The 26011-nt window shown below is 45.9% G+C and carries 17 protein-coding genes; 12 read left to right on the plus strand and 5 right to left on the minus strand.

Annotated features, from left to right (window positions below; translation table 11 throughout):
- The first annotated feature begins 253 nt into the window (after positions 1-253).
- Positions 254-712 carry a ribonuclease regulator gene (locus tag L0991_11010; GenBank protein XGB61936.1) on the plus strand — a complete coding sequence of 153 codons (459 nt, stop codon included), beginning with the start codon at positions 254-256 and terminating at the stop codon, positions 710-712.
- A 28-nt stretch (positions 713-740) separates the two neighbouring features.
- Here the strand turns inward: L0991_11010 and L0991_11015 are convergent, their stop codons facing one another.
- Complete coding sequence (locus L0991_11015; GenBank protein XGB61937.1) at positions 741-1226, minus strand: putative 4-hydroxy-4-methyl-2-oxoglutarate aldolase; 486 nt, start codon at positions 1224-1226, stop codon at positions 741-743.
- Between the two features lie 578 nt (positions 1227-1804).
- Between L0991_11015 and arcA the strand changes: the two genes are divergently transcribed.
- The gene (arcA, locus tag L0991_11020) at positions 1805-2521 is read left to right on the plus strand and encodes a two-component system response regulator ArcA (GenBank protein ID XGB61938.1); all 717 of its coding nucleotides are present in this window, start codon (positions 1805-1807) and stop codon (positions 2519-2521) included.
- A gap of 126 nt (positions 2522-2647) precedes the next feature.
- On the opposite strand, the gene L0991_11025 is transcribed toward arcA, so the two are convergent.
- From L0991_11025 to L0991_11040, 4 genes are all read right to left on the minus strand, one after another.
- Positions 2648-3091 (minus strand): hypothetical protein, encoded by a 444-nt coding sequence (locus tag L0991_11025; protein XGB61939.1) that lies wholly within the window; start codon positions 3089-3091, stop codon positions 2648-2650.
- A 7-nt stretch (positions 3092-3098) separates the two neighbouring features.
- Positions 3099-5450 carry an aerobic respiration two-component sensor histidine kinase ArcB gene (gene arcB / locus L0991_11030; GenBank protein XGB61940.1) on the minus strand — a complete coding sequence of 784 codons (2352 nt, stop codon included), beginning with the start codon at positions 5448-5450 and terminating at the stop codon, positions 3099-3101.
- Positions 5451-5600: 150 nt separating this feature from the next.
- Positions 5601-7352 (minus strand): diguanylate cyclase, encoded by a 1752-nt coding sequence (locus L0991_11035; GenBank protein ID XGB61941.1) that lies wholly within the window; start codon positions 7350-7352, stop codon positions 5601-5603.
- Positions 7353-7443: 91 nt separating this feature from the next.
- Positions 7444-8397 carry a TIGR01212 family radical SAM protein gene (locus L0991_11040; protein ID XGB61942.1) on the minus strand — a complete coding sequence of 318 codons (954 nt, stop codon included), beginning with the start codon at positions 8395-8397 and terminating at the stop codon, positions 7444-7446.
- A gap of 529 nt (positions 8398-8926) precedes the next feature.
- On the opposite strand from L0991_11040, the gene gltB (L0991_11045) reads away from it, so the two are divergent.
- The 10 genes from gltB (L0991_11045) (at position 8927) to L0991_11090 (ending at position 25971) form a co-directional block, all read left to right on the plus strand.
- Positions 8927-13474 (plus strand): glutamate synthase large subunit, encoded by a 4548-nt coding sequence (gene gltB / locus L0991_11045; protein XGB61943.1) that lies wholly within the window; start codon positions 8927-8929, stop codon positions 13472-13474.
- Positions 13474-14943 (plus strand): glutamate synthase subunit beta, encoded by a 1470-nt coding sequence (locus L0991_11050; protein ID XGB61944.1) that lies wholly within the window; start codon positions 13474-13476, stop codon positions 14941-14943. The genes gltB (L0991_11045) and L0991_11050 overlap by 1 nt, the downstream gene beginning before the upstream one ends.
- A gap of 426 nt (positions 14944-15369) precedes the next feature.
- Complete coding sequence (gene gltB, locus L0991_11055) at positions 15370-19833, plus strand: glutamate synthase large subunit (GenBank protein ID XGB61945.1); 4464 nt, start codon at positions 15370-15372, stop codon at positions 19831-19833.
- A 16-nt stretch (positions 19834-19849) separates the two neighbouring features.
- Positions 19850-21262: an FAD-dependent oxidoreductase gene (locus L0991_11060; protein ID XGB61946.1), complete on the plus strand. Its 1413-nt coding sequence runs from the start codon at positions 19850-19852 to the stop codon at positions 21260-21262.
- A 159-nt stretch (positions 21263-21421) separates the two neighbouring features.
- Complete coding sequence (locus L0991_11065; GenBank protein ID XGB61947.1) at positions 21422-21850, plus strand: DUF1499 domain-containing protein; 429 nt, start codon at positions 21422-21424, stop codon at positions 21848-21850.
- A gap of 126 nt (positions 21851-21976) precedes the next feature.
- Positions 21977-22672, plus strand: a complete 696-nt coding sequence (mtnN, locus tag L0991_11070) for a 5'-methylthioadenosine/S-adenosylhomocysteine nucleosidase (GenBank protein ID XGB61948.1) — start codon at positions 21977-21979, stop codon at positions 22670-22672.
- 10 nt (positions 22673-22682) lie between these two features.
- Positions 22683-23636, plus strand: coding sequence for a cobalamin biosynthesis family protein (locus L0991_11075; GenBank protein ID XGB61949.1), 954 nt, complete (start codon positions 22683-22685; stop codon positions 23634-23636).
- A 1-nt stretch (position 23637) separates the two neighbouring features.
- Positions 23638-24492 (plus strand): vitamin B12 ABC transporter substrate-binding protein BtuF, encoded by an 855-nt coding sequence (gene btuF / locus L0991_11080; GenBank protein XGB61950.1) that lies wholly within the window; start codon positions 23638-23640, stop codon positions 24490-24492.
- A gap of 74 nt (positions 24493-24566) precedes the next feature.
- Complete coding sequence (locus L0991_11085) at positions 24567-25184, plus strand: TRIC cation channel family protein (GenBank protein XGB61951.1); 618 nt, start codon at positions 24567-24569, stop codon at positions 25182-25184.
- A gap of 205 nt (positions 25185-25389) precedes the next feature.
- The gene (locus L0991_11090; protein XGB61952.1) at positions 25390-25971 is read left to right on the plus strand and encodes a flavodoxin family protein; all 582 of its coding nucleotides are present in this window, start codon (positions 25390-25392) and stop codon (positions 25969-25971) included.
- Positions 25972-26011 lie beyond the last annotated feature (40 nt).

Genomic DNA, 26011 nt, shown 5'->3' on the forward strand with positions numbered 1-26011 from the left:
ACGTCAATGAAAAGTTGCGTTTTTTTTACATTCGAAGCGTTTTTCAGAGCAAACCGTCATTTCAGTGATAAAACATCCAGTGTGCACCGACAATTCGAAGATACAGTTTGATTAACGAACAGAGAAAAGCAATCAATTTCATATAAGGTCATAACAAAACGCTATATCGATTGTTCAGCAAGCATACAATAACTGTGCTTTAATTGAACGATAACGTTCAAAGAACAATAATAAATGACATCAGGAGTGGGAAGTGAAGAGATTACTTATTCTTTTAGCCTTTGCTATGCCTGTTGTTTGTTCAGCGAATAGCTTGCCCTTATTGCCCGGTCAGATTGATCGTTCGGCACACAAATTCTTTATCTCATCCCAAAATGCATCCAACGAGAGTTTCGATACGTGGAAAGTCGACAGTGGCTACGCCTATAGCTTGTTTGACGATGTGGATCTTTATGTCGGTACGCGGATCAACAGTGCATCATTGAAACACGAAAGTGGATTCTTGAGCGGTGTCAGTTACCAGTTCTCAGAAAGGATCTCTTTCAACAGTTCTCTTCATACCTATAAAGATGAAACCGAAGAAAATGAGAAGTCTGTCGCAGCTGAAGTATCGAGCCGAGTACAACTGACAGACAACTTGGATTTGCATGCCACCCTTGATTACGAAGAGTGGCAGCAAGGTGTCGAAGTAGGATTAGGGTTTCGCTTCTAACCTAATAAGCTTGATATAGGTAAATAACCTAAGATTCGAGCAGCTGCTCAGATGAAATTAACACACCATTCCAATCTGCATAGATGTAATCACCAGGCTGAATCAATTGATTGTGCACTGTCAATGTCACATTCACTTGGCCCACACCGCGCTTCTCTGTTTTGAATGGTGATGCACCTAGCGCCTGAACACCTAAGTCCATTTGCGACATCATGCCAACATCACGCACAGCGCCGTTAACAATCACGCCCTCCCAACCATTTTCTATAGCAAGAATAGCGAGTTGATCGCCAAGTAGCGCTTTTTGACACGAGCCATTTCCGTCGACAACCAGCACTTTACCATTGCCGTCGGTCGCTAATACCTCACGAACCTTGGAATTATCGTGATAACAACGAACTGTTACAATTTTTCCCCAGAACGCACCACGTTGTCCGAAGTTCTGCAAAGGTAGGTTAAGTAGGGTGACTTTGCTTTCAAACTCATCACATAAGTCAGGTGTTATATCGTGCATATATCCTCCATGAGTAAGGCAAACCCGCAAATCAGGCAAGCCCCTATGCTTTTATATTGTTATTAAAAATTATTCCTTTGTTTTCATTGTTCTATGCTCAATCTAATACTGAATTAGGCTTGATTGAACATATTTATCTACTAGAATCTAAAGACAGCTTTCGGCTTCCTTGGTTCATAATCAGTTCTTTAGCAGGCGAGATGTGATCACTATCTCGAATAATCATTCTGGTTTTCCTGCTAAATAGTCACCATACCACTGGTTAAGTTGTAGCCATACTATTAAAGTTTGTTGCGATACGGCAATTGATGTAAATCAACAAAGTGAATGGAATTAACATTCTCGCGTTGTTAGCATGCTGTTAACATTATAGAATCCGGTGCAATCACTAAAAGAATGATTGAAAGGCGTACTGGATCTACGTTATTGGGCAATACTTCAAGGAAGGCAGATAGCTGGAAGTAAGTGTTTTTTTGAAAACTTTAAGTTATCATCAAAAATACATTACCTGTATGTTATGTTTTTGCCTAGAATTTATTCTATTAGCACAGTTTCGTCACAAATTTAGGTACCGCCAAATGCAAACCCCGCAGATTCTTATCGTTGAAGATGAGCAAGTAACTCGTAACACTCTAAAGAGTATTTTTGAAGCAGAGGGATATGCTGTTTTTGAGGCTAGCGACGGTGAAGAGATGCACCAAGTGCTATCTGATAACCAAGTTAACCTTGTAATTATGGACATCAACCTTCCAGGTAAGAATGGCCTACTACTTGCGCGTGAACTACGTGAGCAAGCAAATGTAGCGCTTATGTTCTTAACTGGTCGTGATAATGAAGTTGATAAGATCCTAGGCCTAGAGATCGGCGCTGATGATTACATCACTAAGCCTTTCAACCCTCGTGAACTGACTATCCGTGCGCGCAACCTTCTTAACCGTTCAATGAGCACAAGCTCTGTTCAAGAAGAGAAGCGCAGCGTTGAGAAGTACGAGTTCAACGGTTGGGTACTAGATATCAACAGTCGTTCTCTGGTTAGCCCAGACGGCGAAGGCTACAAGCTACCTCGTTCAGAGTTCCGTGCTCTACTTCACTTCTGTGAGAACCCAGGTAAGATCCAAACACGTGCAGACCTTCTTAAGAAGATGACAGGCCGTGAGCTTAAGCCACACGATCGTACTGTAGACGTAACAATCCGTCGTATTCGTAAGCACTTTGAATCTGTTTCTGGTACACCAGAAATCATCGCAACGATTCACGGTGAAGGCTACCGCTTCTGTGGTGACCTAGAAGACTAATTAGATTGGCGTTTCCAATCGTTAAGCACTGAGTGTTTTATTAGAGTAGAAGCGCAATCAATAGTTATTAAAAAGGGAGAATGCTAACGCATTCTCCCTTTTTTGTTGTTCTGGATTGAATAAGGTTTAGTAAACCGTATCGACCTTAACGTCTTTCTCCACCAGCCACTTCACCGTTTCGCCGTCTTTCAGTTCAACCGCAACATCAACAGGCTTTTCACTGTCGATCTCTAGCTGCCATACAAAAGCGACTTCCCACTGAGTCTCGCTGTGCGTTCTTAGATCTAGATCGTCAGACGTTACTAGCAAGGTATCTGCACCTTGCTTAACAGTCACACTCTCCACCGCTAGTGTTGCTGGTAACTCTGAATCTGACTCTAGGTAAATAGCACCATGCAGAGTCTTGTCTTGAGTCTCTCCGATCGTTGGCATCTTGTTGTGCCAAAGGTTGCTTTTCATTGTGACTGTCGCTGCAGATACTTCAACTTGGTTGTCCTGCTGCCACTCAACTTGTGGTGCAGCACAGCCCGCTAATGCCACTACGCATGCGGCGAATGCTAATTTTTTCATTATTCTTCTACCTTTGGTTTAACCAACTCTTTAAGACTTCAATGTCATTCTGGTATTCGTTATTAATCTCATCGACCCAATCTGAAATGTTTTCCCACCAAGCTGGTAGGTCTGGAGATTGAGCTTTCTGAGCCACTTGCTGGATGCGCTTCAAACCAATTGAACCTGCAGCACCTTTAATCTTGTGCGCCTCAGAGACGATACTGGCTTGGTCTTTCGCGACCATGTTGGAGTTCAATATTTCCATATACTCCGGCATCATATCTTCAAACATCACGATGCTATCTAAAACCGGCTTCGGTCCAACAATGTCAACATAAGACTCTAGCATATCAATATCAAGCAAACTGGTATCAATAGAAGAAATAGTTGGCTTACTTTCATCAACTTTTTCGGTCACTTCGGCTTCTTCAACAACCTCTGGTGCATCCTCAATGAGTTCGCTTATCACATCTTGAATCGCTCTCACGGATAGCGGCTTACTGATCGCCTCATCCATACCTTTCTGGAAGTACTCTTGCTTGTTGCTAAGTACATTTGCAGTCAATGCCACTAATGGCGGTAGCTTGCTGTATTTCTCACGGTAGTACTGAGCAATGTCGAAGCCTGTCATATCTGGTAGCTGGATATCCAACAATACCAAGTCATAATCTTCTGGATTAAAAGCAATTTGCGCCTCTTTACCAGTCATCACCACAGTCACTTCATGACCTAAACTCTCCAACAGCGAGCGCGCAACCGTGATATTAAGTTCGATATCTTCAACCATGAAGATCTTAAGGTTCGACTGTTTTCTAGGTTTCTTGATCAAGGCTTGAGTATCATGATTAACCGGCACACGAATCGAAACCGTAAAGGTACTACCAAAGCCCTCTTCACTGGTCACTTCAATGTCGCCATCCATCATGTTGATCAACTGTTTAGAAACAGCAAGGCCGATACCGGTGCCCACAGCGTGCAAGTTATCGGTGCCCGATTTAACCTGATAGTACATCGCGAAAATCTTCTCGAGTTCGCTTTCAGGGATACCAATACCTGTGTCTTCGACTTCCATGGTAATGTTGGCAAAATCACCATCAATATCGGCGCTGACTGTCATCACCACGCCACCATCTTTGGTGAACTTCATCGCGTTACTAACTAGATTCCATAACACCTGTCTTAGACGAGTGCCATCAACCTCAACAGCTACTGGAAGGTCAGACAATCGTTCTAAGTCGAACCTCAATCCTTTCTGTTCAGCCATTAATGCCGAGATACTTTCGATCTCCACAACAAAATCTTCAAAGTTGATTGGGGTTGGGAATAGCTCAAGCTTGCGACGGTCAAACTTATCCATATCGATAATATCGTTGAAGATATTACCCAGTGTTACCGCGCTCACTTTGATGGTTTGCATCTGCTTACGCTGCTCTATGGTCAATTGACTATCGAGTAACATGCGGCTTAAACCAATGATGCCATTAAGCGGCGTTCTTAACTCGTGGCTAATAGTAGAGATAAAGGTGGTCTTATCGCGGCTGGCTTTCTCGATAGACTCTTGGTGCTCTTTACGCTCGGTAATATCACGACCAAAGCCGACCAAACCAAGGTGGCGACCATCTTTGCTGTAGAACGGCACCTTACGCAGTTCGAAGTAGCTCTTACGCCCATCTGGGTATTCGAGCCATTGGTCGTAGGTCAGAGCCTGGTTGTCAGCAAAAACTTTTTTATCGGTTTCAACAACTTGCTGGGCGATTTCTTTACTGTAGACATCCCAAGGCGTCAAACCCACCAAGTCTTTTTCTTTCTTGCCGGTTAGCTCTTCGACTGCTCGGTTACAACCCGAGAACACGCCATCTTCATTGCGATAGTAGATAAGGTCAGGCGAAGCATCGATAAACGAACGTAGCAGCGCTGTTCGCTCTGCAAGTTCCAGCTGAGTTCGCTCACGCTGAAACACCTCATTTTCGAGGTCATGCATCGCTTCAGCACGTGCTTCTTCAGCTTTTTCACGCTCTTCAATTTCTTGATTGAGCTTCTCGATATTGAGCTGCAGCTTGTTATTCAACTCTTGGTCGCGCTCACGCATATCACCAAGCTTAGAGACTAACTTAGCTAAACGCTGACGAGACTCTTCAAGCTGATCAACCACTACAGAAAGGAAATAAACCGCCCAAGGTGTAATCACTAAACCAAAGAAAACAGAACGGACAATATCGATGTCATCAACATTGCCTTTAAGTGCGAGCGTAATACCGACTTGTACAACAACGGCGAGGGCAACAAGCGCTAGGGCGAGTAAGATAGAAAAGCGGACAATCCCCAGTTTTACGAGTAGATCCACGTAATACTGGGCGAGATTTTTCATGGGTTTCATTTAGCGCTCCATGCGATAAGACTAGCAACATTCTACCCTGTTTGAAGATAGGAGGTAAGCTAGCTACATCACATGCAGCAAGAGAGCTGGGTTATATTGTTTAAAACAGATAACCCAAGTAAATAATGGCTTAATCAGTAATAGATTGGCTTAGCGGATCGATGATGGATGCACACTAGAACGGTTTCGGCCATCAGACTTCGCTTGATAAAGCGCACTGTCGGCTAAGGCTACCGCAGACTCCATCTCATCATTAGGAGTAGGCACGTAAGAGATAATGCCAATACTGACGGTAATGAACTCAGAAACGGTCGACTTTTCATGAATCAGCCCAAGCTTGAGCACTTCATCATGAATACGTTGTGCCACCATTAATGCCCCATCAGCGGTTGTGTTTGGCAAGATAAAGCCGAACTCTTCGCCGCCATAACGAGCCACACAATCAGACGAACGATTCAATACCTGCTTAAAGGCTTGTGAAACCTGAATCAAAGCATCATCGCCCTGTTGGTGACCATAGAAGTCGTTGTAACCTTTAAAGAAGTCGATGTCACAAAGCATGATGGTCAACGGCAACTTCTCGCGCACATGGTAGTGCCATAGTGTCGACAGCTGTTCATCAAAGCGGCGTCGGTTAGAAACCTGAGTCAAACTGTCCATAAAGCTGAGACGTTCAAGCTCTAGGTTCGCCTCTTCGAGCTTCTGCTCTGCAAGGTAACGCTCAGTGATATCACGAGCCATGATCAACACACCATTGGTGCTGGATGCAGGATCTCTAAATGGCGACTTCACCACGTCATACCAAGTGTATTCACCGTCACTAGACATCACTTTATCGATATAGCGCAGCGATTTACCTTGATGAAGAACCTGATGGTCGGTTTCAGAGATCCGTACATACATACTGTTTGGCACGACATCTTGTAGTCGCTTGCCAATCAAATCACTGACTTCAGAGATCCCGAGCGCTGTAACAAAGGGTTTATTACACGCTTGATAAACCATGTTTTCATTAAAGATACCGATCGAGTCTGGGCTGGCTTCCAAGATGTTTTGCAAGATAGTGTCTCTTTGCGCAAGTGCCACTTCGGTGTCTTTCCGTTTCTCCATTTCGCCACGCAGTTGTTGCTGCATGTCGTGCCAATCGGTCACATCATGGCTAATAGAAAGTGTCCCAATATTTTCCCCATCTTGAGAAAGTAAGACGCTTTGGTACGTTTCGAGTAGGCAGCTTTTACCATCTTGGTCAGTTGTCCATGAACGCTCACTAACGCGCCCTTTCAGTGCACCACCAGAAACGCTCAAGGTGCCCTCTTCTGGGCGGCCATGCCAAAACTTTTTAAACGAGCGATTACTCGCGAGCAATTCGCCCTTTTGATCTTTTACGTAGATTAGTTCAGACAAAGAGTCCAAAGCGGTACGAGCAACGTTCAGTTCACGTAGCTCTTGGGACAACTCCTCATTAGTGTTCTTATAGGGAGATGCGTGAATCATCCACGACTTTTTACTTCTAAAACGGATCTTACGCCCCACAAGATTGATCTTGAAAAATTCAAACTCAGACAGTGCCCACAACGAGTTCTGCTCAAACGATCGAGAGTTGATGTGGTTAGTAAGGTAATGGCGAAAGCTGTTCTCGCTCTCCACTGTTGGAAAACGAAAGTGAATACCAATCTGGCGAATACCAAGCAATTGCATCGCTTGGCGGTTGGCATACAAGATCTCGCCGGTTCGGACATCAACGAAAAAGAGAGGAGATGGCGTAGAGAGTAGCAGTTGTTCAATGTGCGACTGATAACGAGCATAAAGATGCCAGCAGATCAGGGCAAACAGCAATATGAGAACGATATATATACCGTAGCCATAAGCTCTATCCCACAACCAAGTCATTACCAGTTCCATCTACTCTCAATCTATACCATAAAATCTGTGAGGGAAATGTTACCACTATTTGTTGGTTTTATCTGCTGTTACCTACTCTCACTCATTTCTATCAATCAGTTGCGTTTAAAACAGGTAATATGTACTCGAATGCAGGGCCTGTTTTCACGCCTTGAGCACCGGTTTTATCCAGTGATCGACCTATCTCTGTCATCGCTAGCCAACGGTTCTCACACCATAACGGAGAGAGTAATGTAGGGCGTCTTGCCGCAGATGAAACACGATGGTAAACCACGTTCGCAGGAGTGCGTTGGATGATATCAGTAGCAATGTCGACATACTCTTCAAGGCTTGGTGCTTCTAGCTTGCCGGCTTTCCATGCTTTGGCCATAGTGCTTCCCTCTACTATATGAAGGCCATGAAGCTTGATGCCATCTGTACCGACTGCTAATACCTTGTCTAACGTTTCAAGGTTATCGGCTTTGGTCTCTTTTGGTAGTCCAACAATAAGATGAGTACACACCTTAATTCCGAGAGCGCGTGCACGCTGGGTGATCGTTTCATACACCGCAAAATCATGGCCGCGATTGATGCGCTTAAGAGTATCGTTATTAGCCGTTTGTAAGCCGAGCTCTAACCAGATCTCGTACCCTTTCTCAACATAACTAGCCAATAATTCCAAAACAGAATCAGGCACACAGTCTGGTCTTGTACCAACACAGAGCCCCACAATATCCGCACCCGGTGCTTTTAGCGCTTCTTCGTACATATTCTTGAGCACTTGCACCTCAGCATAAGTGCTGGTGTACGCCTGAAAATAAGCCAGATACTTCTTAGCACGAGCGATTTCACCCGCACGATCTTTTAATTGGTCGGCAATACTTTGAACCTGAGTTTGCTCATCGACAAAAGACGCCACATTACAAAAAGTGCAGCCTCCGCGACCAATGGTTCCATCTCGATTTGGACAGCTAAAACCACCGTGCAGCGTTAGCTTGTGAACCTTTTCGCCATAACGGCGTTGAAGATCTTGGCCGATAGTATTGACCAACTCATGTAATTGCATATTTTCAAAGCGCTCAAGTAAATAAGAATGAATATCAGTCTTTTTTGAAAAAAAATTACATCCCTGCAAAATTCGACCAATTAGTTTACTCAAGGCTTTTTGCGAGCAACCTATCAAATATCAATAAACATGCAAAAAAGTCGCTCTATTTGCCTAATGTTGCACATTTGTTAGACATAAAATTCAAAATAAAACGAAAAAAATGGTCTACACGGTTCAACTTTCATTGCAATTCGCCTAGACAAAATTGTAGGATACTTACACATATTGGCTATTTTTGTGTAATTTCTTACAACGAAAACTTGCTAATAAGTCGGTGATATCTAACTCCCACCTATATAAACCACTAGTTTGTGGCTAAAAATAAACGGATATCACCAAGGATTGTTTTTCTCGCAATACTTTTCCTGCGAGATACGGAAAGGATTCAAACCGCCAACACAGGCCGGTTTAGACTCATAAATATAAAAGGACAAGGCTGACTTTATACAAAGAAGTTGCGCCTAGATTTAACTGGAAGGATGTATCTATGGTAGATCAAGAGCAGAACTCACAGGGTCTGTATACTCCTGAACTGGAGCATGACGCTTGTGGTATCGGTTTTGTTGCGCATCTAAAGAATCGCAAATCTCATGATGTAGTAACTCAAGCACTCGATATGCTTGCACGTATGGAACACCGTGGCGGCCAAGGCTGCGATCCGTGTTCTGGTGATGGTGCAGGTATCCTGCTACAGAAGCCGCACGAATTCTTACTTGAAGAAGCCGTTAAGCTTGGAATTAAACTGCCGTCTTTTGAAAAATATGGTGTTGGTGTTGTACTTTTCCCTAAAGATGAACACAAACGTGCACAGTGTCGTGACATTCTAGAACGCAATGCACAACGCCTAGAGTTAGAAGTGATCGGCTACCGTGAACTTCCGACGGACAATTCAATGATTGGTGCTGACCCACTAAGCACTGAACCTCAATTTGAACACGTATTTATCTCTGGCGGCCCTGGTATTACTCCAGAAGAGCTTGAGCGTAAACTTTACGTTCTACGTAACTACACCGTTCGCGTGTGCCTAGAAAGCGTTTCAAATATCGGTGATGACTTCTACATCAACTCTATGTCTTACAAGACATTGGTGTACAAAGGTCAGCTAACAACAGAACAAGTTCCTCAGTACTTCCTAGACCTGCAAAATCCAACTATGGTGACGGCTCTAGCACTAGTACACTCTCGCTTCTCTACCAATACATTCCCACGTTGGCGTCTAGCTCAGCCTTTCCGTTACATCGCGCACAATGGCGAAATCAACACAGTTCGCGGCAACCTAAACTGGATGAAAGCGCGTGAAGCGATCCTAGAATCGGATCTATTCACACAAGCTGAAATCGACATGCTACTGCCTATCTGTCAGGAAGGCAGCTCGGATTCATCAAACTTCGACATGGCATTGGAGCTTCTAGTTCTGTCTGGTCGTACTTTGCCACATGCGCTGATGATGATGATCCCGGAAGCATGGCAAGAAAACAAAAACATGGACCCAACTCGTCGCGCGTTCTACCAGTACCACGCGAACGTAATGGAACCATGGGATGGCCCAGCTTCGGTATGTTTCACTGATGGTGTTCAAGTAGGTGCAACCCTTGACCGTAACGGTCTGCGCCCTTCTCGCTACACAGTGACAAAAGACGATTTCCTAGTGATGGCGTCTGAATCTGGCGTTGTTGAAATCGCACCAGAAAACGTTGAGTACCGTGGTCGTCTACAACCAGGTCGTATCTTCGTTGCTGACCTTGAGCAAGGCCGCATCATTTCTGATGAAGAAGTGAAAGATGGCATCGCGAAATCTCAACCTTATGAGAAATGGGTTGAAGAGAACCTTCTGAGTCTGAAAAAGCTGCCAGATGCGAGCAACGAATTTAGCCAACCTTCTCCAGAGAAACTTCTCCACAAACAACAATCGTTTGGTGTGAGCTCTGAAGAAGTAAACGAAATCATTCTACCTCTTGCGAAAACCGGCTATGAGCCGCTTTCTGCAATGGGTGCTGACTGGCCGCTAGCGATTCTTTCTCACCAATCGCAGCACCTTTCAAACTACTTCAAGCAGCTGTTTGCTCAAGTAACTAACCCACCGATCGACCCGATCCGTGAGCGTATGGTTATGTCTCTGAACACTTACCTAGGTAAAGATCAGAACCTACTTTCAGAAACACCAGAACACTGTCAAAAGGTAGAGCTTGAGTCTCCAGTACTGTCTAACTCTGAGTTAGAAAAGCTGCGTGCTATTGATAACGAGCACCTTCAAGCGAAGACGCTAGATATCGTATTCCAAGCAAACGGAGACCAAGGTAAGTTAGAGCGTGCACTGAAACGTATTTGCCAATATGCAGAAGATGCCGTAATTGATGGTTACTCTATCATCCTACTGACTGACCGTGCGGTTAACTCTAACCACGCTGCAATTCCAGCAATGCTGGCTGTTGGCGCTGTGCACCACCACCTAATCCGTAAAGGCCTACGTGCTAAGTGTGACATCGTGGTTGAAACGGGTGATGCTCGTGAAACACACCACTTCGCAACGCTTCTGGGCTACGGTGCTAACGCAGTTAACCCATACCTAGTGATTGAAACGATTGTTGAACTACAACGTACTAAGAAACTAGACCCTAACGTTCACCCACGTGAATTCTTCGATAACTACCGTAAAGGTGTTAACGGCGGTCTACTGAAAATCTTCTCTAAGATGGGTATCTCGACACTGCAGTCTTACCACGGTGCGCAAATCTTTGAAGCGCTTGGTATCAGCAAGTCAGTGGTTGAAAAATACTTCACAGGTACGGTTTCGCGTATTCAAGGCCTAACGATCGACGACATCGCTCGTGAAGTGCTTGTTCGTCACCGTGTTGGTTACCCAGCTCGTGAAATCCCAGCTCAAATCCTTGATGTTGGCGGTGTTTACCAATGGAAACAGCGTGGTGAGAAACACCTATTCAACCCAGAAACCATCTCTCTACTTCAAGAATCAACGCGCAATAAAGATTACGCTCAGTTCAAGAAGTATGCGAAAGCCGTTGATGACCAGGGCGACAACGCAGCAACGCTACGTAGCCAACTTGATTTCATCAAAAACCCAGCAGGCTCTATTCCTCTAGCGGAAGTAGAACCAATCGAGAATATCCTTAAGCGTTTCGCTACCGGCGCAATGAGCTTTGGTTCTATCTCGCATGAGGCTCACTCAACACTGGCTGTTGCAATGAACCGCATCGGCGCGAAATCAAACTCAGGCGAAGGTGGTGAAGATCCAGCACGTTTCGAACGCAAAGAAAACGGTGACTGGGAACGTTCAGCAATTAAACAGGTGGCTTCTGGTCGCTTTGGTGTAACGTCTTACTACCTATCGAACGCTGACGAACTGCAAATCAAGATGGCTCAAGGTGCGAAACCTGGTGAAGGTGGTCAACTACCTGGTGATAAGGTTGATGACTGGATCGGCGCGACGCGTCACTCTACTCCTGGCGTAGGTCTTATCTCGCCACCGCCACACCACGATATCTACTCAATCGAAGATTTGGCTCAGCTGATCTACGACTTGAAGAACGCAAACCGCGCTGGCCGCGTTAACGTGAAGCTAGTATCGGAAGCAGGTGTTGGTACGATTGCATCAGGTGTAGCAAAAGCGAAAGCTGACGTAGTACTTATCGCAGGTTTCGATGGTGGTACGGGTGCATCTCCGATGTCTTCTATCCGTCACACAGGTCTGCCTTGGGAACTGGGTCTAGCGGAAACGCACCAAACACTACTGAAAAACGGCCTACGTAACCGTATCGTTGTTCAATCTGATGGTCAGATGAAAACACCACGTGACCTTGCAGTAGCAACGCTACTTGGTGCTGAAGAATGGGGCGTAGCAACAGCAGCATTGGTTGTTGAAGGCTGTATCATGATGCGTAAGTGTCACAAGAACACCTGTCCTGTTGGTATCGCAACACAAAACAAAACTCTGCGTGAGCGTTTCGACGGCCGCGTAGAAGACGTAGTGACTTTCTTCCAATACATGGCTGAAGGTCTACGTGAAGTAATGGCTGAACTTGGCTTCCGCTCTATCGATGAGATGGTGGGTCAATCGCACAAACTTAAAGTTCGTGACGACATCGGCCACTGGAAGTACAAGAACCTAGATCTAACACCTGTACTGCACATTGAGCAGGCTCGTGAAGAAGATGGTATCTACAACCAAACACAACAAAACCACAACCTAGAAGATGTTCTAGACCGCAAGTTGATCCAAGCTGCGATTCCTGCACTTGAGAAAGGTGAAGCTGTAAATGCGACCTTCCCAATCATCAACACGGACCGCTCTGCAGGCACCATGCTGTCGAACGAAATCTCGAAAGTTTACAAAGACCAAGGTTTACCACAACCAATGAACGTTAAGTTCCACGGTAGTGCTGGCCAATCTTTCGGTGCGTTCCTTGCGAAAGGCGTTAAGTTCGAAGTAGAAGGCGACGCGAACGATTACTGGGGTAAAGGTCTGTCTGGCGGTACTTTAGTACTGTACCCAGATGCGAAGTCTTCTATCGTTGCTGAAGATAACATCGTGGTTGGTAACGTGTGTTTCTACGGTGCAACCTCAGGTGAATCTTTCATTCGCGGTATGGCTGGTGAACGTTTCTGTGTACGTAACTCAGGCGCGAAGGTTGTTGTTGAGGGCGTTGGTGACCACGGTTGTGAATACATGACTGGCGGTGTAGCCGTTATCCTTGGCTCAACAGGCCGTAACTTTGCTGCGGGTATGAGTGGCGGTGTCGCTTATGTTTGGGATAAAGGCGGTGACTTCGAAACCAAGCTTAACCCTGAACTTGTAGACCTAGATCCAATTGAACAAGAAGATAAAGATCTTCTACTAGATATGCTAACCAAGCACGTTGAATTCACAGGAAGTGAAGTTGCTCAGTCTTTCCTAGACAACTTTGAAGCAAGTGTTGCATCACTAATTAAAGTAATGCCACGCGACTACAAAGCAGTTCTTGAGAAGCGTAAAGCTGAAGCACAACAGGCACAAACGGAAGAAGTGGAGGCAGTATAATGGGTAAGCCTACTGGATTTTTAGAACACGGTCGCGAGCTTCCAAAGAAGCTCGATCCATCGGTTCGTATTGAAGACAACAAAGAGTTCGTACTTAACGAAGAGTTTGGCGACAAGATTAATACTCAAGCCTCTCGTTGTATGGACTGTGGCGTACCTTTCTGTCACAGCGGTTGTCCGATTGGTAACATCATCCCAGAATTTAATGACGCGGTTTACCGTGACAGCTGGGAAGAAGCTTGGAACATCCTAAGCTCGACCAATAACTTTCCTGAGTTTACAGGTCGTGTGTGTCCTTCTCCTTGTGAGAGTGCTTGTGTACTAGGTATCAACCAAGACCCAATCACCATCTGTAATATCGAGAAAACGATTGTAGAAACTGCGTACCGTGAAGGGTATGCAAAGCCAAAAACTCCTCGCTCTCGCACAGGCAAAACCGTAGCGATTGTTGGCTCTGGCCCTGCAGGTCTAGCCGCAGCTGAGCAGCTAAACAGCGCTGGCCACTCAGTGACGGTATTTGAACGTGACGAGAAAGTTGGCGGCCTACTGCGTTTCGGTATCCCAGATTTCAAACTGGGCATGGACGTGATTGATCGTAAGATCAACCTAATGGCTGAAGCTGGCGTTGAATTTAAAGTGAATCAACACATTGGTGTTGATGTTAACGCCCAGCAGCTACGCCAAGAGTTTGATGTGGTATTGCTAACTGGTGGTTCTACGGTTCCTCGTGACCTACCAATCCCAGGTCGTGAATTGAAAGGCGTTCATTTTGCTATGGAATTCCTTGGCCAAAACAACCGCCGCGCAAACGACATGGACCTAAAAGGTGAAGAGATTCACGCTAAAGATAAGCACGTTGTGGTTATCGGTGGCGGTGATACTGGCTCTGACTGTGTAGGTACATCAAACCGTCACAAAGCAGCGAGTATTACTCAGGTTGAGATCATGCCGATCCCACCAGAGAAGCGCCCTGCAAACATGCCTTGGCCTCAATACCCAATGATCATGAAGACCACGACTTCCCACGAAGAAGGCTGTGAGCGTCATTGGAACATCTTGACTAAAGAGTTCATCGGTAACGATCAAGGCGAAGTGACCGGTCTACGTATCGCCGATATCGTGTGGAAAGACGCAGCGCCAGGTGAGCGTCCTACTTTTGACGAAGTAGCAAACTCAGAGCGTGTGATTCCATGTGACCAAGCATTCCTAGCGATGGGTTTCCTACACCCAGAACCAACCGGTGTACTTGCTCAACTTGATATCAAACTGGACGAGCGCGGTAACGTTGCTTCTGAAGGTTACGCAACAAACCAGAAAGGCGTTTTTGCGGCTGGTGATATGCGTACAGGTCAGTCTCTAGTCGTTCGCTGCATTAACGAAGGTCGTGAATGTGCAATTGCGATTGATGACTTCTTAATGGGCAACTCAAACCTAGAAGCGAAAGCCGATTCACTCATGCTTTCCGCATAATATTTCTCGGGCTAACGTCAATGACGTTAGCCTAAAGGAAAAGCAACACCCTTCCTAACTTTTATATTTGGCTAGCACTCGATGCTAGCCTTTTTTCTATCTAGCATTCTGTCACTACAGATACGCCCTCACTACAAGTGTTAAATATCATTAACATTTCCTATTTATATCTAATTGATATCAATCGAGTATTTTAGATTATTACGTGGTTAATCGCGTTTATGCATGATAATTAACCATGAACTTGACCTTAAACACAATTAGCTATACGTTGTAAAACTGGTGAAAATAAAGCCACTGGGTTTTGTTAACACAAAGGATAACGTTGAACTAGCTAAAAAACGGTAAGTTTATAAAAAATAACAAGTACATGAATAGTTAGTCATTTACTGTCTGGATGACAGAGAAGCAAAAGGGAGAATTGCAATGGCTCTATATGATCCTAGTCTTGAAAAAGACAACTGTGGATTTGGTTTAATAGCGCAAATGGAAGGCCAACCTAGTCATAAGTTGGTAAGAACTGCTATTTCAGCCCTAGATCGCATGACACACCGTGGTGGTATCGCTGCGGATGGTAAAACTGGAGATGGCTGTGGCTTACTACTACAGAAGCCAGATTCCTATCTAAGAATTATTGCAGAAGAGAATAATTTTAATCTCGGCAAGCAGTACGCTATTGGCATGATTTTCTTCAGCCAAGACCCAATCAAAGCTCAATCAGCACAAGAGATCGTCAATAAAGAACTCGCCCAAGAGACATTGACCGTTGCTGGTTGGCGTGAAGTTCCGACCAATACTGAAGTATTAGGTCCTATCGCAAAAGATTCTGTTCCAAATATTCAGCAAGTATTTATCTCTGCGCCAGCCGGTTGGCGTGAGCGTGATATCGAACGCCGCTTATACATCGCGCGTCGCAGAATTGAAAAACAGATCACCGAAGACAAAGATTTCTATATCTGTAGCCTTTCAACACAAGTGATGGTCTACAAAGGCTTGTGTATGCCTGCCGATCTTCCGCGATTTTACCTCGATCTTGCAGACTTACGTATGGAATCAGCGATATGTCTGTTCCACCAGCGTTTCTCGACTAACACACAACCACGTTGGCCTCTCGCGCAGCCATTCCGTTATTTAGCGCACAATGGTGAGATCAATACCATCGAGGGTAACCGTCAGTGGGCCAAGGCTCGTGCCTATAAATTTGCTTCACCACTGCTGCCAGACTTGCAAACTGCAGCACCTTTCGTGAATGAAACGGGCTCTGACTCCTCAAGCCTAGATAACATGCTCGATCTATTCCTAGCCGGTGGTATGGATGTGTTCCGAGCTATGCGTATGCTGGTTCCGCCTGCTTGGCAGAACCACCCAGATATGGATCCAGATCTTCGCGCATTTTACGACTTTAACTCCAAACACATGGAACCGTGGGATGGCCCAGCTGGTATCGTTCTGTCTGACGGTCGTTACGCTGCATGTAACCTAGATAGAAATGGCCTGCGTCCTGCGCGCTATGTCATTACCAAAGACAACCTAATCACGCTGGCATCAGAGGTTGGTATCTGGAACTATGCGCCAGATGAAGTCGCAGAAAAAGGCCGTGTTGGGCCAGGTGAGCTACTGGTGATCGATACTCGCCGCGGCAAGCTATGGCAATCTAATGAGATCGACAATGACCTCAAAGGCCGTCACCCATATAAGGAGTGGATGGAAAAGAACGTCCACAAGCTAACACCATTTTCTGAACTCGATGATGATCAAGTGGGTAAGCGTAGCTTCGACGATGACACGCTCAAAACCTATCAAAAACAGTTTGCGATGAGCAACGAAGAGTCCGATCAAGTATTACGCGTGCTTGGTGACATGGGACAGGAAGCGGTCGGTTCGATGGGCGACGACACGCCAATGGCGGTACTCTCCTCGAAAGAGCGACTGGTCACTGATTATTTCCGTCAGAAGTTTGCCCAAGTCACCAACCCACCGATTGATCCTCTACGTGAAAAGCACGTGATGTCGCTCGCCACCAGCATTGGCCAAGAGATGAACGTGTTCTGTGAAACAGATGGTCACGCCTATCGTGTGACATTTGATTCTCCTGTTCTGCTTTACTCAGACATGCAGCAACTTCTGCAACTGAATCAAAAGCACTATCGCCATGCGATCCTAAGCATGCACTACGCTCCAGCTCAGCAAGATCTCGAACAAGCCATCAATGACGTATGTGATCGTGCGGAACAAGAAGTGCGTGATGGTGCGGTTTTGGTTGTGTTATCGGATAAAGGTTTAGAGAAAGGTAAACTGCCAATTCCAGCAGCAATGGCGGTTGGTGCAGTGCAGACTCGCCTTGCTGATACCAACCTACGTTGTGATGCCAACATCGTAGTGGAAACAGCAACCGCTCGCGACCCACACCAATTCGCGGTACTACTTGGCTTTGGTGCAACGGCGGTTTATCCGTACCTTGCGTATGAAACGTTAGGCAAGATGCTCGATGATGGCTCTTTAGACAAAGACTATCGCGCAGCGATGCAGAACTACCAAAACGGCATCAACAAAGGTCTGTATAAGATCATGTCGAAGATGGGGATTTCAACCATTGCTTCTTACCGCTGTTCGCAGCTTTTCGAAGCCGTTGGCCTACATTCTGATGTCGTTGAGCTCTGTTTCCGCGGAGTTACCACTCGAATCCAAGGCGCAAGCTTTAGCGATTTCCAGCAAGATATTTACAACTTATCGCGTAAAGCATGGACCAAGCGGAAGCCAATCGAGCACGGTGGTTTACTGAAATACGTCCATGGTGGTGAATACCACGCTTATAACCCAGACGTGGTTGGCACACTGCAAACCGCAGTAAAAACTGGCGAAACATCGGATTACCTCTCTTTTGCTAAGCAGGTAAATGCTCGCCCTGCGGCTATGTTACGTGACTTAATGAGCCTGAAGAAAGCCGATAAACCATTAACTCTTGAGCAAGTCGAACCAAGCAGCGATCTATTCAAGCGCTTTGACTCCGCAGCGATGTCAATTGGTGCCCTAAGCCCAGAAGCGCATGAAGCTCTGGCAATGGCTATGAACCGTTTAGGCGGTTATTCAAACTCAGGTGAAGGCGGTGAAGATCCAAGACGTTTTGGTACCGACCGTAACTCGCGCATCAAACAAATTGCGTCTGGTCGTTTTGGGGTAACACCACATTACCTAACCAATGCGGATGTTCTGCAAATCAAGGTAGCACAAGGTGCGAAGCCAGGCGAAGGTGGTCAGCTGCCAGGTCATAAGGTCACGGCAGAGATCGCTAAACTGAGATATTCGGTTCAGGGTGTCACTCTGATTTCCCCTCCTCCACATCACGATATTTACTCGATCGAGGATTTGGCTCAGCTGATTTTCGACCTTAAGCAAGTTAACCCTAAAGCCTTGGTTTCTGTGAAGTTAGTGTCTGAACCAGGTGTTGGTACTATCGCGACTGGTGTGGCAAAAGCCTACGCCGATCTGATCACCATATCTGGTTACGATGGCGGTACCGCAGCAAGTCCACTGACCTCGGTAAAATACGCGGGTTGCCCTTGGGAACTTGGGCTAGCAGAAACTCAGCAAGCACTGGTTGCAAACGGACTTCGTCATAAGATCCGCCTGCAAGTCGATGGTGGTCTGAAAACCGGTCTCGATGTAATTAAAGGCGCGATTCTCGGTGCTGAAAGCTTTGGCTTTGGTACTGCACCGATGGTGGCAATGGGTTGTAAATTCTTACGAATCTGCCACCTCAATAACTGTGCAACAGGTGTTGCAACTCAAGATGAAACATTACGCCGCGAATACTTCAAAGGGCTACCAGATATGGTGGTTAACTACTTTACAGGCTTAGCCGATGAAGTTCGCCAACACCTTGCTGACCTTGGTGTAGAAAAACTCACTGACCTAATCGGACGCACAGATTTACTGGAGGCTGTTGAAGGCCTGACTGCGAAACAGAGTAAACTGGATCTCTCATCGATACTGGAAGCTCCGGTATCACCAGAGGGGCATCCTCTGTATTGGACCGAACCAAACGCACCATTTGATAAGGCTCAGCTCAACCAGCAGATCCTAGACGATGCACTCGATGCGATTGAGAAAAGACAGTCCACCAGCCTTTACTACAACGTTATTAATACAGACCGTTCTATAGGCGCTCGTATCTCTGGCGAAATTGCTAAGCGATATGGCAACCAAGGCATGGCAGGTTCACCAATCAAATTGTATCTCGATGGCACTGCAGGCCAATCTTTCGCTGTTTGGAACGCAGGTGGCGTTGAGCTGTACCTAACAGGCGATGCCAATGACTATGTTGGCAAAGGCATGGCTGGCGGTAAGGTAGTCATTAAACCTCACCAAGGCACCGCATTTACTTGTAACGAAGCGACCATCATAGGTAACACCTGCCTGTATGGTGCAACCGGAGGCAAGTTATTTGCAGCAGGTACTGCTGGCGAACGATTCGGCGTACGTAACTCAGGCACGGTTGCTGTAATTGAAGGCGCAGGTGACAACGCTTGTGAATACATGACCGGCGGTATTGTTGCCATTCTTGGCGCAACTGGCGTCAACTTCGGTGCGGGTATGACAGGTGGCTTCGCTTATGTCATGGATAAGAATGAAGACTTCCAAGGTCGAGTGAACAACGAGTCGGTTGAGGCGCTTTCCCTATCTGACTTATATATCCACCAAGAACACCTGCGTGGCTTGATTGCAGAGCACTTAGAAGAGACAGGCTCAGTACACGCTGAAGCTATTCTGGCGAACTTTGATGAATGGATTCCAAAGTTCTATCTAGTGAAACCAAAGACGGCGGATCTAAACACCTTGCTCGGCCACCAAAGCCGCAGCTCAGCTGAACTTCGTGTTCAAGCGCAATAATTGGAAGGAGCCAATAATGAGCCAGAATGTATACCAATTTATTGATGTGAATCGCGTAGACCCAGCGAAGAAACCAATCAAGATACGTAAAATTGAGTTTGTAGAGATCTACGAACCTTTCACTAAACAGCAAGCCAAAGCACAAGCAGACCGCTGTTTAGATTGTGGTAACCCTTATTGTGAATGGAAATGTCCAGTTCACAACTACATCCCTCAGTGGCTTAAGCTTGCTAATGAAGGGCGCATTATCGAAGCCGCTGAACTGTCTCACCAGACCAACAGCCTGCCAGAAGTATGTGGCCGTGTTTGCCCTCAAGACCGCTTATGTGAAGGCTCTTGTACTCTCAATGATGATTTTGGTGCCGTCACCATAGGTAACATTGAAAAGTACATTACCGATAAAGCCTTTGAGATGGGTTGGAAGCCAGACATGTCTCACGTTGAATGGACCGATAAAAAGGTCGCAATCATAGGAGCAGGCCCGGCAGGTCTTGCGGCGGCTGATATTTTGGTACGCAATGGCGTGAAAGCCGTTGTCTTTGATCGTTACCCAGAGATAGGTGGTCTCCTCACTTTTGGTATTCCATCGTTCAAGCTTGAGAAAGGTATCATGGAAAATCGTCGCCGCATCTTTAGCGAAATGGGCGTTGAATTCCGAATGAATACCGAAGTTGGAAAAGACATTCAACTTCAAGAGCTGGTCGATGATTACGACGCAGTTTTCCTTGGTGTAGGCACTTATAAAAACATGCGGGCAGGTCTAGATAATGAAGACGCTCCGGGTGTGTATGATGCGCTGCCATTCTTGATTTCGAATACCTACAAGGTCATGGAGCTGGAAAACCCAACCCCATTCATCGATATGCAGGGTAAGAAAGTCGTCGTGCTTGGCGGTGGTGATACCGCGATGGACTGTGTTCGAACCTCTATTCGTCAGAATGCGGCTGATGTGGTGTGTGCTTATCGTCGAGATGAGGCCAACATGCCAGGTTCTCGCCGTGAGGTGAAGAATGCACGTGAAGAAGGCGTGAAGTTCAAGTTTAACCTCCAGCCTATCGGCTTAGAGCTTGATAACTCTGGGCATGTTGCTGGCGTTAAAGTCGTGAAAACCGCGTTAGGTGAACCTGATGAAGCGGGCCGTCGTCGCCCAGAACCTGTTGAAGGCAGTGAGCACATTCTTGAAGCCGATGCCGTTATCATGGCATTTGGTTTCCAACCTCACGCTATGGAGTGGTTAGAACCTTTCGGTGTCGAGCTTGATCAATGGGGCCGTATTAAAGCGCCCGGTCAACAAGAGTTTCAGTATCAAACCACCAACAGCAAAATATTTGCCGGTGGCGATGCGGTTCGCGGCTCTGACTTAGTGGTGACCGCTATCGATGAAGGCCGCAAAGCCGCTGAAGGGATATTAGATTACCTAGAAGTGTGAGTGGGTTTCCTTTATTACTCAGTTCGTTACTATAAAAAAGGATCCAATTATGGATCCTTTTTTGAATTAGATACGTTTATCACAAGCGGAACAAAAAACAGCAAACAAGCCAATTCTGATAACTACAATTAGAATTAAAAACAAGCCATAGGAAACACAATGAAAAAATCCGCTCTCCTCTCGCTATCACTTTTAACATTAACCGCTTGCAGCCAAGGAATCACGGACATGAAAGATAGAACCTCATCACCTTGTGGTGACAAACCTAATTGCGTATCAACACAAGATGACCGTGAACAACATGCTTTGGCTGCGTACGAACTATCCGATTCAGCAAACCTTGATGCCATTGAGCAAGTCGCTCTAACTTTGCCGGGCGCGAAAACAGCCAACAAAACCGATGATTACCTGCGTGTTGAGTGCACATCTCGTATCATGCGCTTTGTCGATGACCTTGAGCTAAAAGTCGATGGAGACAAGCTCATCGTTCGTTCCGAGTCCCGCACTGGCTACTCTGATTTTGGTGTGAACCGTAAACGAGCAGAACAACTCCGTGCTAGCTTGCAAAGCGAAGGTCTAATCAAATAGACAAAGAATACTGGAGTAAATCCACACTATTCGGATGAGAAGTGCTTCTGGGCAGTCGCTCGACGCTTCTTATCCATGCTACAATTTCGCTCTACTGTTTAAATATTTTTAATTAAGAGACTACACATGAAAATCGGCATCATTGGCGCAATGGAGCAAGAAGTTGCGATCCTAAAAGCAGCTATTTCAGACATTACTGAAGTTAATAAAGGCGGTTGTACCTTTTTCTCTGGTCAGCTAAATGGTGTTGACGTTGTTTTGCTTCAATCAGGCATTGGTAAAGTAGCAGCAGCTGTTGGTACTTCTATCCTACTAAGTGAATACCAACCAGATGTCGTTCTAAACACTGGCTCTGCTGGCGGTTTTGATTCAACTCTAAACCTTGGTGATGTGGTTATCTCTACTGAAGTACGTCACCACGACGCAGACGTAACAGCTTTCGGTTACGAAATCGGTCAAATGGCAGGTCAACCAGCTGCATTCAAAGCAGACGAGAACCTAATGAAAGTCGCTGAGCAAGCGCTAGCTCAAATGGAAGACAAGCACGCGGTTCGTGGTCTTATCTGTACTGGCGACGCGTTTGTTTGCACTGCAGAACGCCAAGAGTTCATCCGTAAGCACTTCCCATCAGTAGTAGCTGTAGAAATGGAAGCTTCTGCGATTGCTCAAGCTTGTCACCAGTTCCAAGTACCATTTGTGGTTGTTCGTGCAATCTCTGATGTTGCAGACAAAGAATCACCAATGAGTTTTGAAGAGTTCCTGCCACTAGCAGCACAAAGCTCTTCTGAGATGGTTATCAAAATGGTTGCCCTACTAAAGTAAGCGACTAAGCATGCAAACACTGTTTGATCAGGTATTTGCAAATGGCGTGCTCCTTGTAATGTGGGGAGCACTGCTTTTTCATTTGATTCTACCGATCCCTCATGCCGCACACCCCACGACCTTATGGCATAAGTTTGCTGAACTACTAGCAACTAAGGTCAACAACAATCAAAGTTACTCTCAAAGCCTTATCTCCGGCACCTTAGCCTGGGGGTTAATGGTACTTCCAACTCTGATTATTCTCTTGGCACTGCAACCTCTGGTTTGGCAGACTCAACTGTTCCAACTGGCTTTGTTACTGCTCGCTATTGATTGGCGTAACAATGAAAAGCTAGCGAACCAACTCATCAAAGCACTTAGCCGAGAAGATAAAGCGACAGCACGTCAATTACTGGCCCCGATTGTCAATCGCCAAACCGATTCACTATCATCGTTAGGGCTTGGGAAAGCTGGAGCTGAAACTATCATCATGGGCTACGGTCGTAATGTGGTTTGTGTCCTATTTTGGTACGCCATCGGAGGCGGAATCGCGGCATTAATGTATCGTCTGATTGTCGAATTAGCCCGAGCTTGGTCACCAAGCCGCAAGCAGTTCTCTCCTTTTGGCTCAACGGCAATCAAGATTGTCGCTATCCTCGAATTTATCCCAATGCGTTTATTTGCCTTGATGATCGTATGCGGTGATAAAGCATCTCACACATTTAAGATGATGCTCACTCAAAGTCGCTCTTGGCCTCTGCCAGGCCCTGCGTGGTTGATTACCTCTGTGGGGAACAAGCTTGAGCTATCACTCGGTGGCCCAGCAATTTACAACGACACCAAAGCTATTCGCGCAAAATTAGGCGGCAGAATCGCACCATCCGCACTGCACTTATCGCAGGTTCAAAAGCTATTATTTGGACGCATCGCTATCTGGATATTGTTACAAAGCCTAGCCTTACTCATTATTCACCAAGGGATTTAAAGTGAAACCCTCTCAACTTGTTACATCATGTGCAACTTTCGCGATTAGCTTTAGCTTATGGATACCAAGCACGCTTGCAACCGAAGTAACCACAGCAAAACGTGTGGTCAGCCTAGCCCCTCACGCCACAGAACTCGCATACAGTGCGGGTTTAGGCGATAGCCTAGTTGCCGTAAGTGAACGAAGTGATTACCCACCACAAGCCGATAAGCTAGAAAAAGTGGCAAATTATCAAGGCATCAAGGTTGAGAAAATCATCGCGCTGCAACCAGATCTTATCCTTGCTTGGCCAGCGGGTAACCCACCGAGAGAACTGGCGAAACTGGAGCAGTTTGGTTTTAATATTTATTACTCGAAAACCAAAAGCCTAGACAGTATCGCGACCAATATTGAACAGCTTAGCCAATACGCCAGCGATCCAAGTATCGGTGAGAATAATGCTAAGCAGTACAAAGAACAGCTCAACGCATTAAGGCTAAAATACAAAGATGCGGAGCAGGTCAGCTACTTCTACCAGCTGAGTGAAAAACCGATTATCACCGTGGCACAAGGACACTGGCCAAGCGAAGTGTTTGAGTTTTGTGGCGGCCGAAATATTTTTGAAGACAGTGCTTCCCCCTACCCGCAAGTCGGTATTGAGCAAGTCGTACTGAATAAACCTCAGGTGATCTTCACTTCTCAGCACGCTATTGAGAATGGGACCATGTGGCAATCGTGGGAAGAAGAGATCCCAGCCGTCGCTAAAAATCAGATATGGTCACTCAACTCAGACTGGATTAATCGCCCAACAACCCGAACTTTGCAAGCGATCCAACAAGTGTGCGATTACTTCGATAGAGTCAGAGAAAATCACTAACTTTTTAGTCTGTTTTTTCGTACAATTCGCCACCGACCTGTCCCTACAATTTTAACAATAAGAGCACCAGTATCATGGATTCCATGCTGCTTTATATTATCGATTTATTTGGCACTGCCATCTTTGCTATCTCTGGCGTATTTGTCGCTGGCCGCCTAAAAATGGACCCTTTTGGTGTCGCCGTTCTCGGCAGTGTAACCGCTATTGGCGGTGGTACAATTCGAGACATGGCACTCGGCGCGACTCCCGTATTTTGGATAACCGATACCACCTATCTTTGGGTCATTATCGGTACCTGCTTACTGACTATGATTATCGTAAGACGCCCCAAGCGTTTGGCATGGTGGATCCTCCCTGTCTGTGACGCCATAGGTTTAGCTGTGTTCGTTGGCATTGGTGTTGAAAAGGCCTTGGCGTACCAAGATTCAGCATTGGTTGCCATTATCATGGGCGTAATTACAGGCTGCGGCGGCGGTATTATTCGTGACGTACTTGCTCGTGAAGTACCGATGATCCTACGAAGCGAAGTCTACGCGACCGCTTGTATCATCGGCGGTGCATTCCACACTATGGCTATTCGCATGGGCCACGATTCAGAGACGGCATTCCTAGCTGGCGTGTTCTCTACATTGTTGATTAGACTTGGCGCCATTCGTTGGCACTTATCTTTGCCAACGTTCGCGATTAAATAAGCTATCGTTAAAAGAAGGGCTCCGCTGAGGGGCCTTTTTTAATCTTGCCACCTCGCGATCTGCTCTTCCTCTCCCCTTCAAGTCACTTCCACATATCTACTTTTAACTTAGTAATGCTTTTTATTTACTTAACCAATTGACGGGCTATATTAGTAAACAGATAACTTTATAAAGATATTCATTTACTAACGATGAGGGTTCTAGGATGAGCTGTAATAAAATTGGAATTGTTTTCTTTTCTAAATGCGGCGCAACTAAGCAAGTCGCCGAACTAATCGCTGAGGGTGTAAACACACAGCTACCTGACTCTGCCTTACTCATTGAAGTGCTGCCTTCGGAGGTCATTGAAGGCCGATATAACAACGACGAAAAGCTCAAACTCTTAGACACTTGCGATGCGATCGTTTTTGGCGCTCCAACCTATATGGGGTCACCTGCCGCTCAGTTTAAAAGTTTTATGGATGCGAGCAGTGATAACTACTGCAAGAAGCTATGGCGAAACAAGCTCGCTGCTGGATTCACCACAGGCGGAAGTCTTAATGGAGAGCAACAACAAACCTTGCTTAGCTTTTTCACTCTAGCTTGCCAGCACGGAATGCTTTGGGTTGGCTTAGACGCATCAAGACACACAGATAATTTAGGGTTAAACCGTACTGGCTCAAACATTGGTTTAGTGTCTAGTATCGATGATGGTGAAGATAACGTTAACCACAATGACTTGCTCACTGCTCAATACTACGGTTCAAGAATCGCCAGCTTGGTTCAAGAACTCATAAACAAAAGCTAGAGCAACGGCCTTGATTGAGATAAGTTGGAGGTATCATTCC

This window comes from Vibrio chagasii, assembly GCA_041879415.1.
Classification (GTDB): Bacteria; Pseudomonadota; Gammaproteobacteria; order Enterobacterales; family Vibrionaceae; genus Vibrio.

Excerpts from the sequence above, each read along its gene's own strand:
- L0991_11015 (XGB61937.1), bottom strand. The coding sequence starts at position 1,226 with ATGCACGATATAACACCTGACTTATGTGATGAGTTTGAAAGCAAAGTC.
- arcA (XGB61938.1), top strand. The coding sequence starts at position 1,805 with ATGCAAACCCCGCAGATTCTTATCGTTGAAGATGAGCAAGTAACTCGT.
- L0991_11025 (XGB61939.1), bottom strand. The coding sequence starts at position 3,091 with ATGAAAAAATTAGCATTCGCCGCATGCGTAGTGGCATTAGCGGGCTGT.
- arcB (XGB61940.1), bottom strand. The coding sequence starts at position 5,450 with ATGAAACCCATGAAAAATCTCGCCCAGTATTACGTGGATCTACTCGTA.
- L0991_11035 (XGB61941.1), bottom strand. The coding sequence starts at position 7,352 with ATGGAACTGGTAATGACTTGGTTGTGGGATAGAGCTTATGGCTACGGT.
- L0991_11040 (XGB61942.1), bottom strand. The coding sequence starts at position 8,397 with ATGCAATTACATGAGTTGGTCAATACTATCGGCCAAGATCTTCAACGC.
- gltB (XGB61943.1), top strand. The coding sequence starts at position 8,927 with ATGGTAGATCAAGAGCAGAACTCACAGGGTCTGTATACTCCTGAACTG.
- L0991_11050 (XGB61944.1), top strand. The coding sequence starts at position 13,474 with ATGGGTAAGCCTACTGGATTTTTAGAACACGGTCGCGAGCTTCCAAAG.
- gltB (XGB61945.1), top strand. The coding sequence starts at position 15,370 with ATGGCTCTATATGATCCTAGTCTTGAAAAAGACAACTGTGGATTTGGT.
- L0991_11060 (XGB61946.1), top strand. The coding sequence starts at position 19,850 with ATGAGCCAGAATGTATACCAATTTATTGATGTGAATCGCGTAGACCCA.
- L0991_11065 (XGB61947.1), top strand. The coding sequence starts at position 21,422 with ATGAAAAAATCCGCTCTCCTCTCGCTATCACTTTTAACATTAACCGCT.
- mtnN (XGB61948.1), top strand. The coding sequence starts at position 21,977 with ATGAAAATCGGCATCATTGGCGCAATGGAGCAAGAAGTTGCGATCCTA.
- L0991_11075 (XGB61949.1), top strand. The coding sequence starts at position 22,683 with ATGCAAACACTGTTTGATCAGGTATTTGCAAATGGCGTGCTCCTTGTA.
- L0991_11085 (XGB61951.1), top strand. The coding sequence starts at position 24,567 with ATGGATTCCATGCTGCTTTATATTATCGATTTATTTGGCACTGCCATC.
- L0991_11090 (XGB61952.1), top strand. The coding sequence starts at position 25,390 with ATGAGCTGTAATAAAATTGGAATTGTTTTCTTTTCTAAATGCGGCGCA.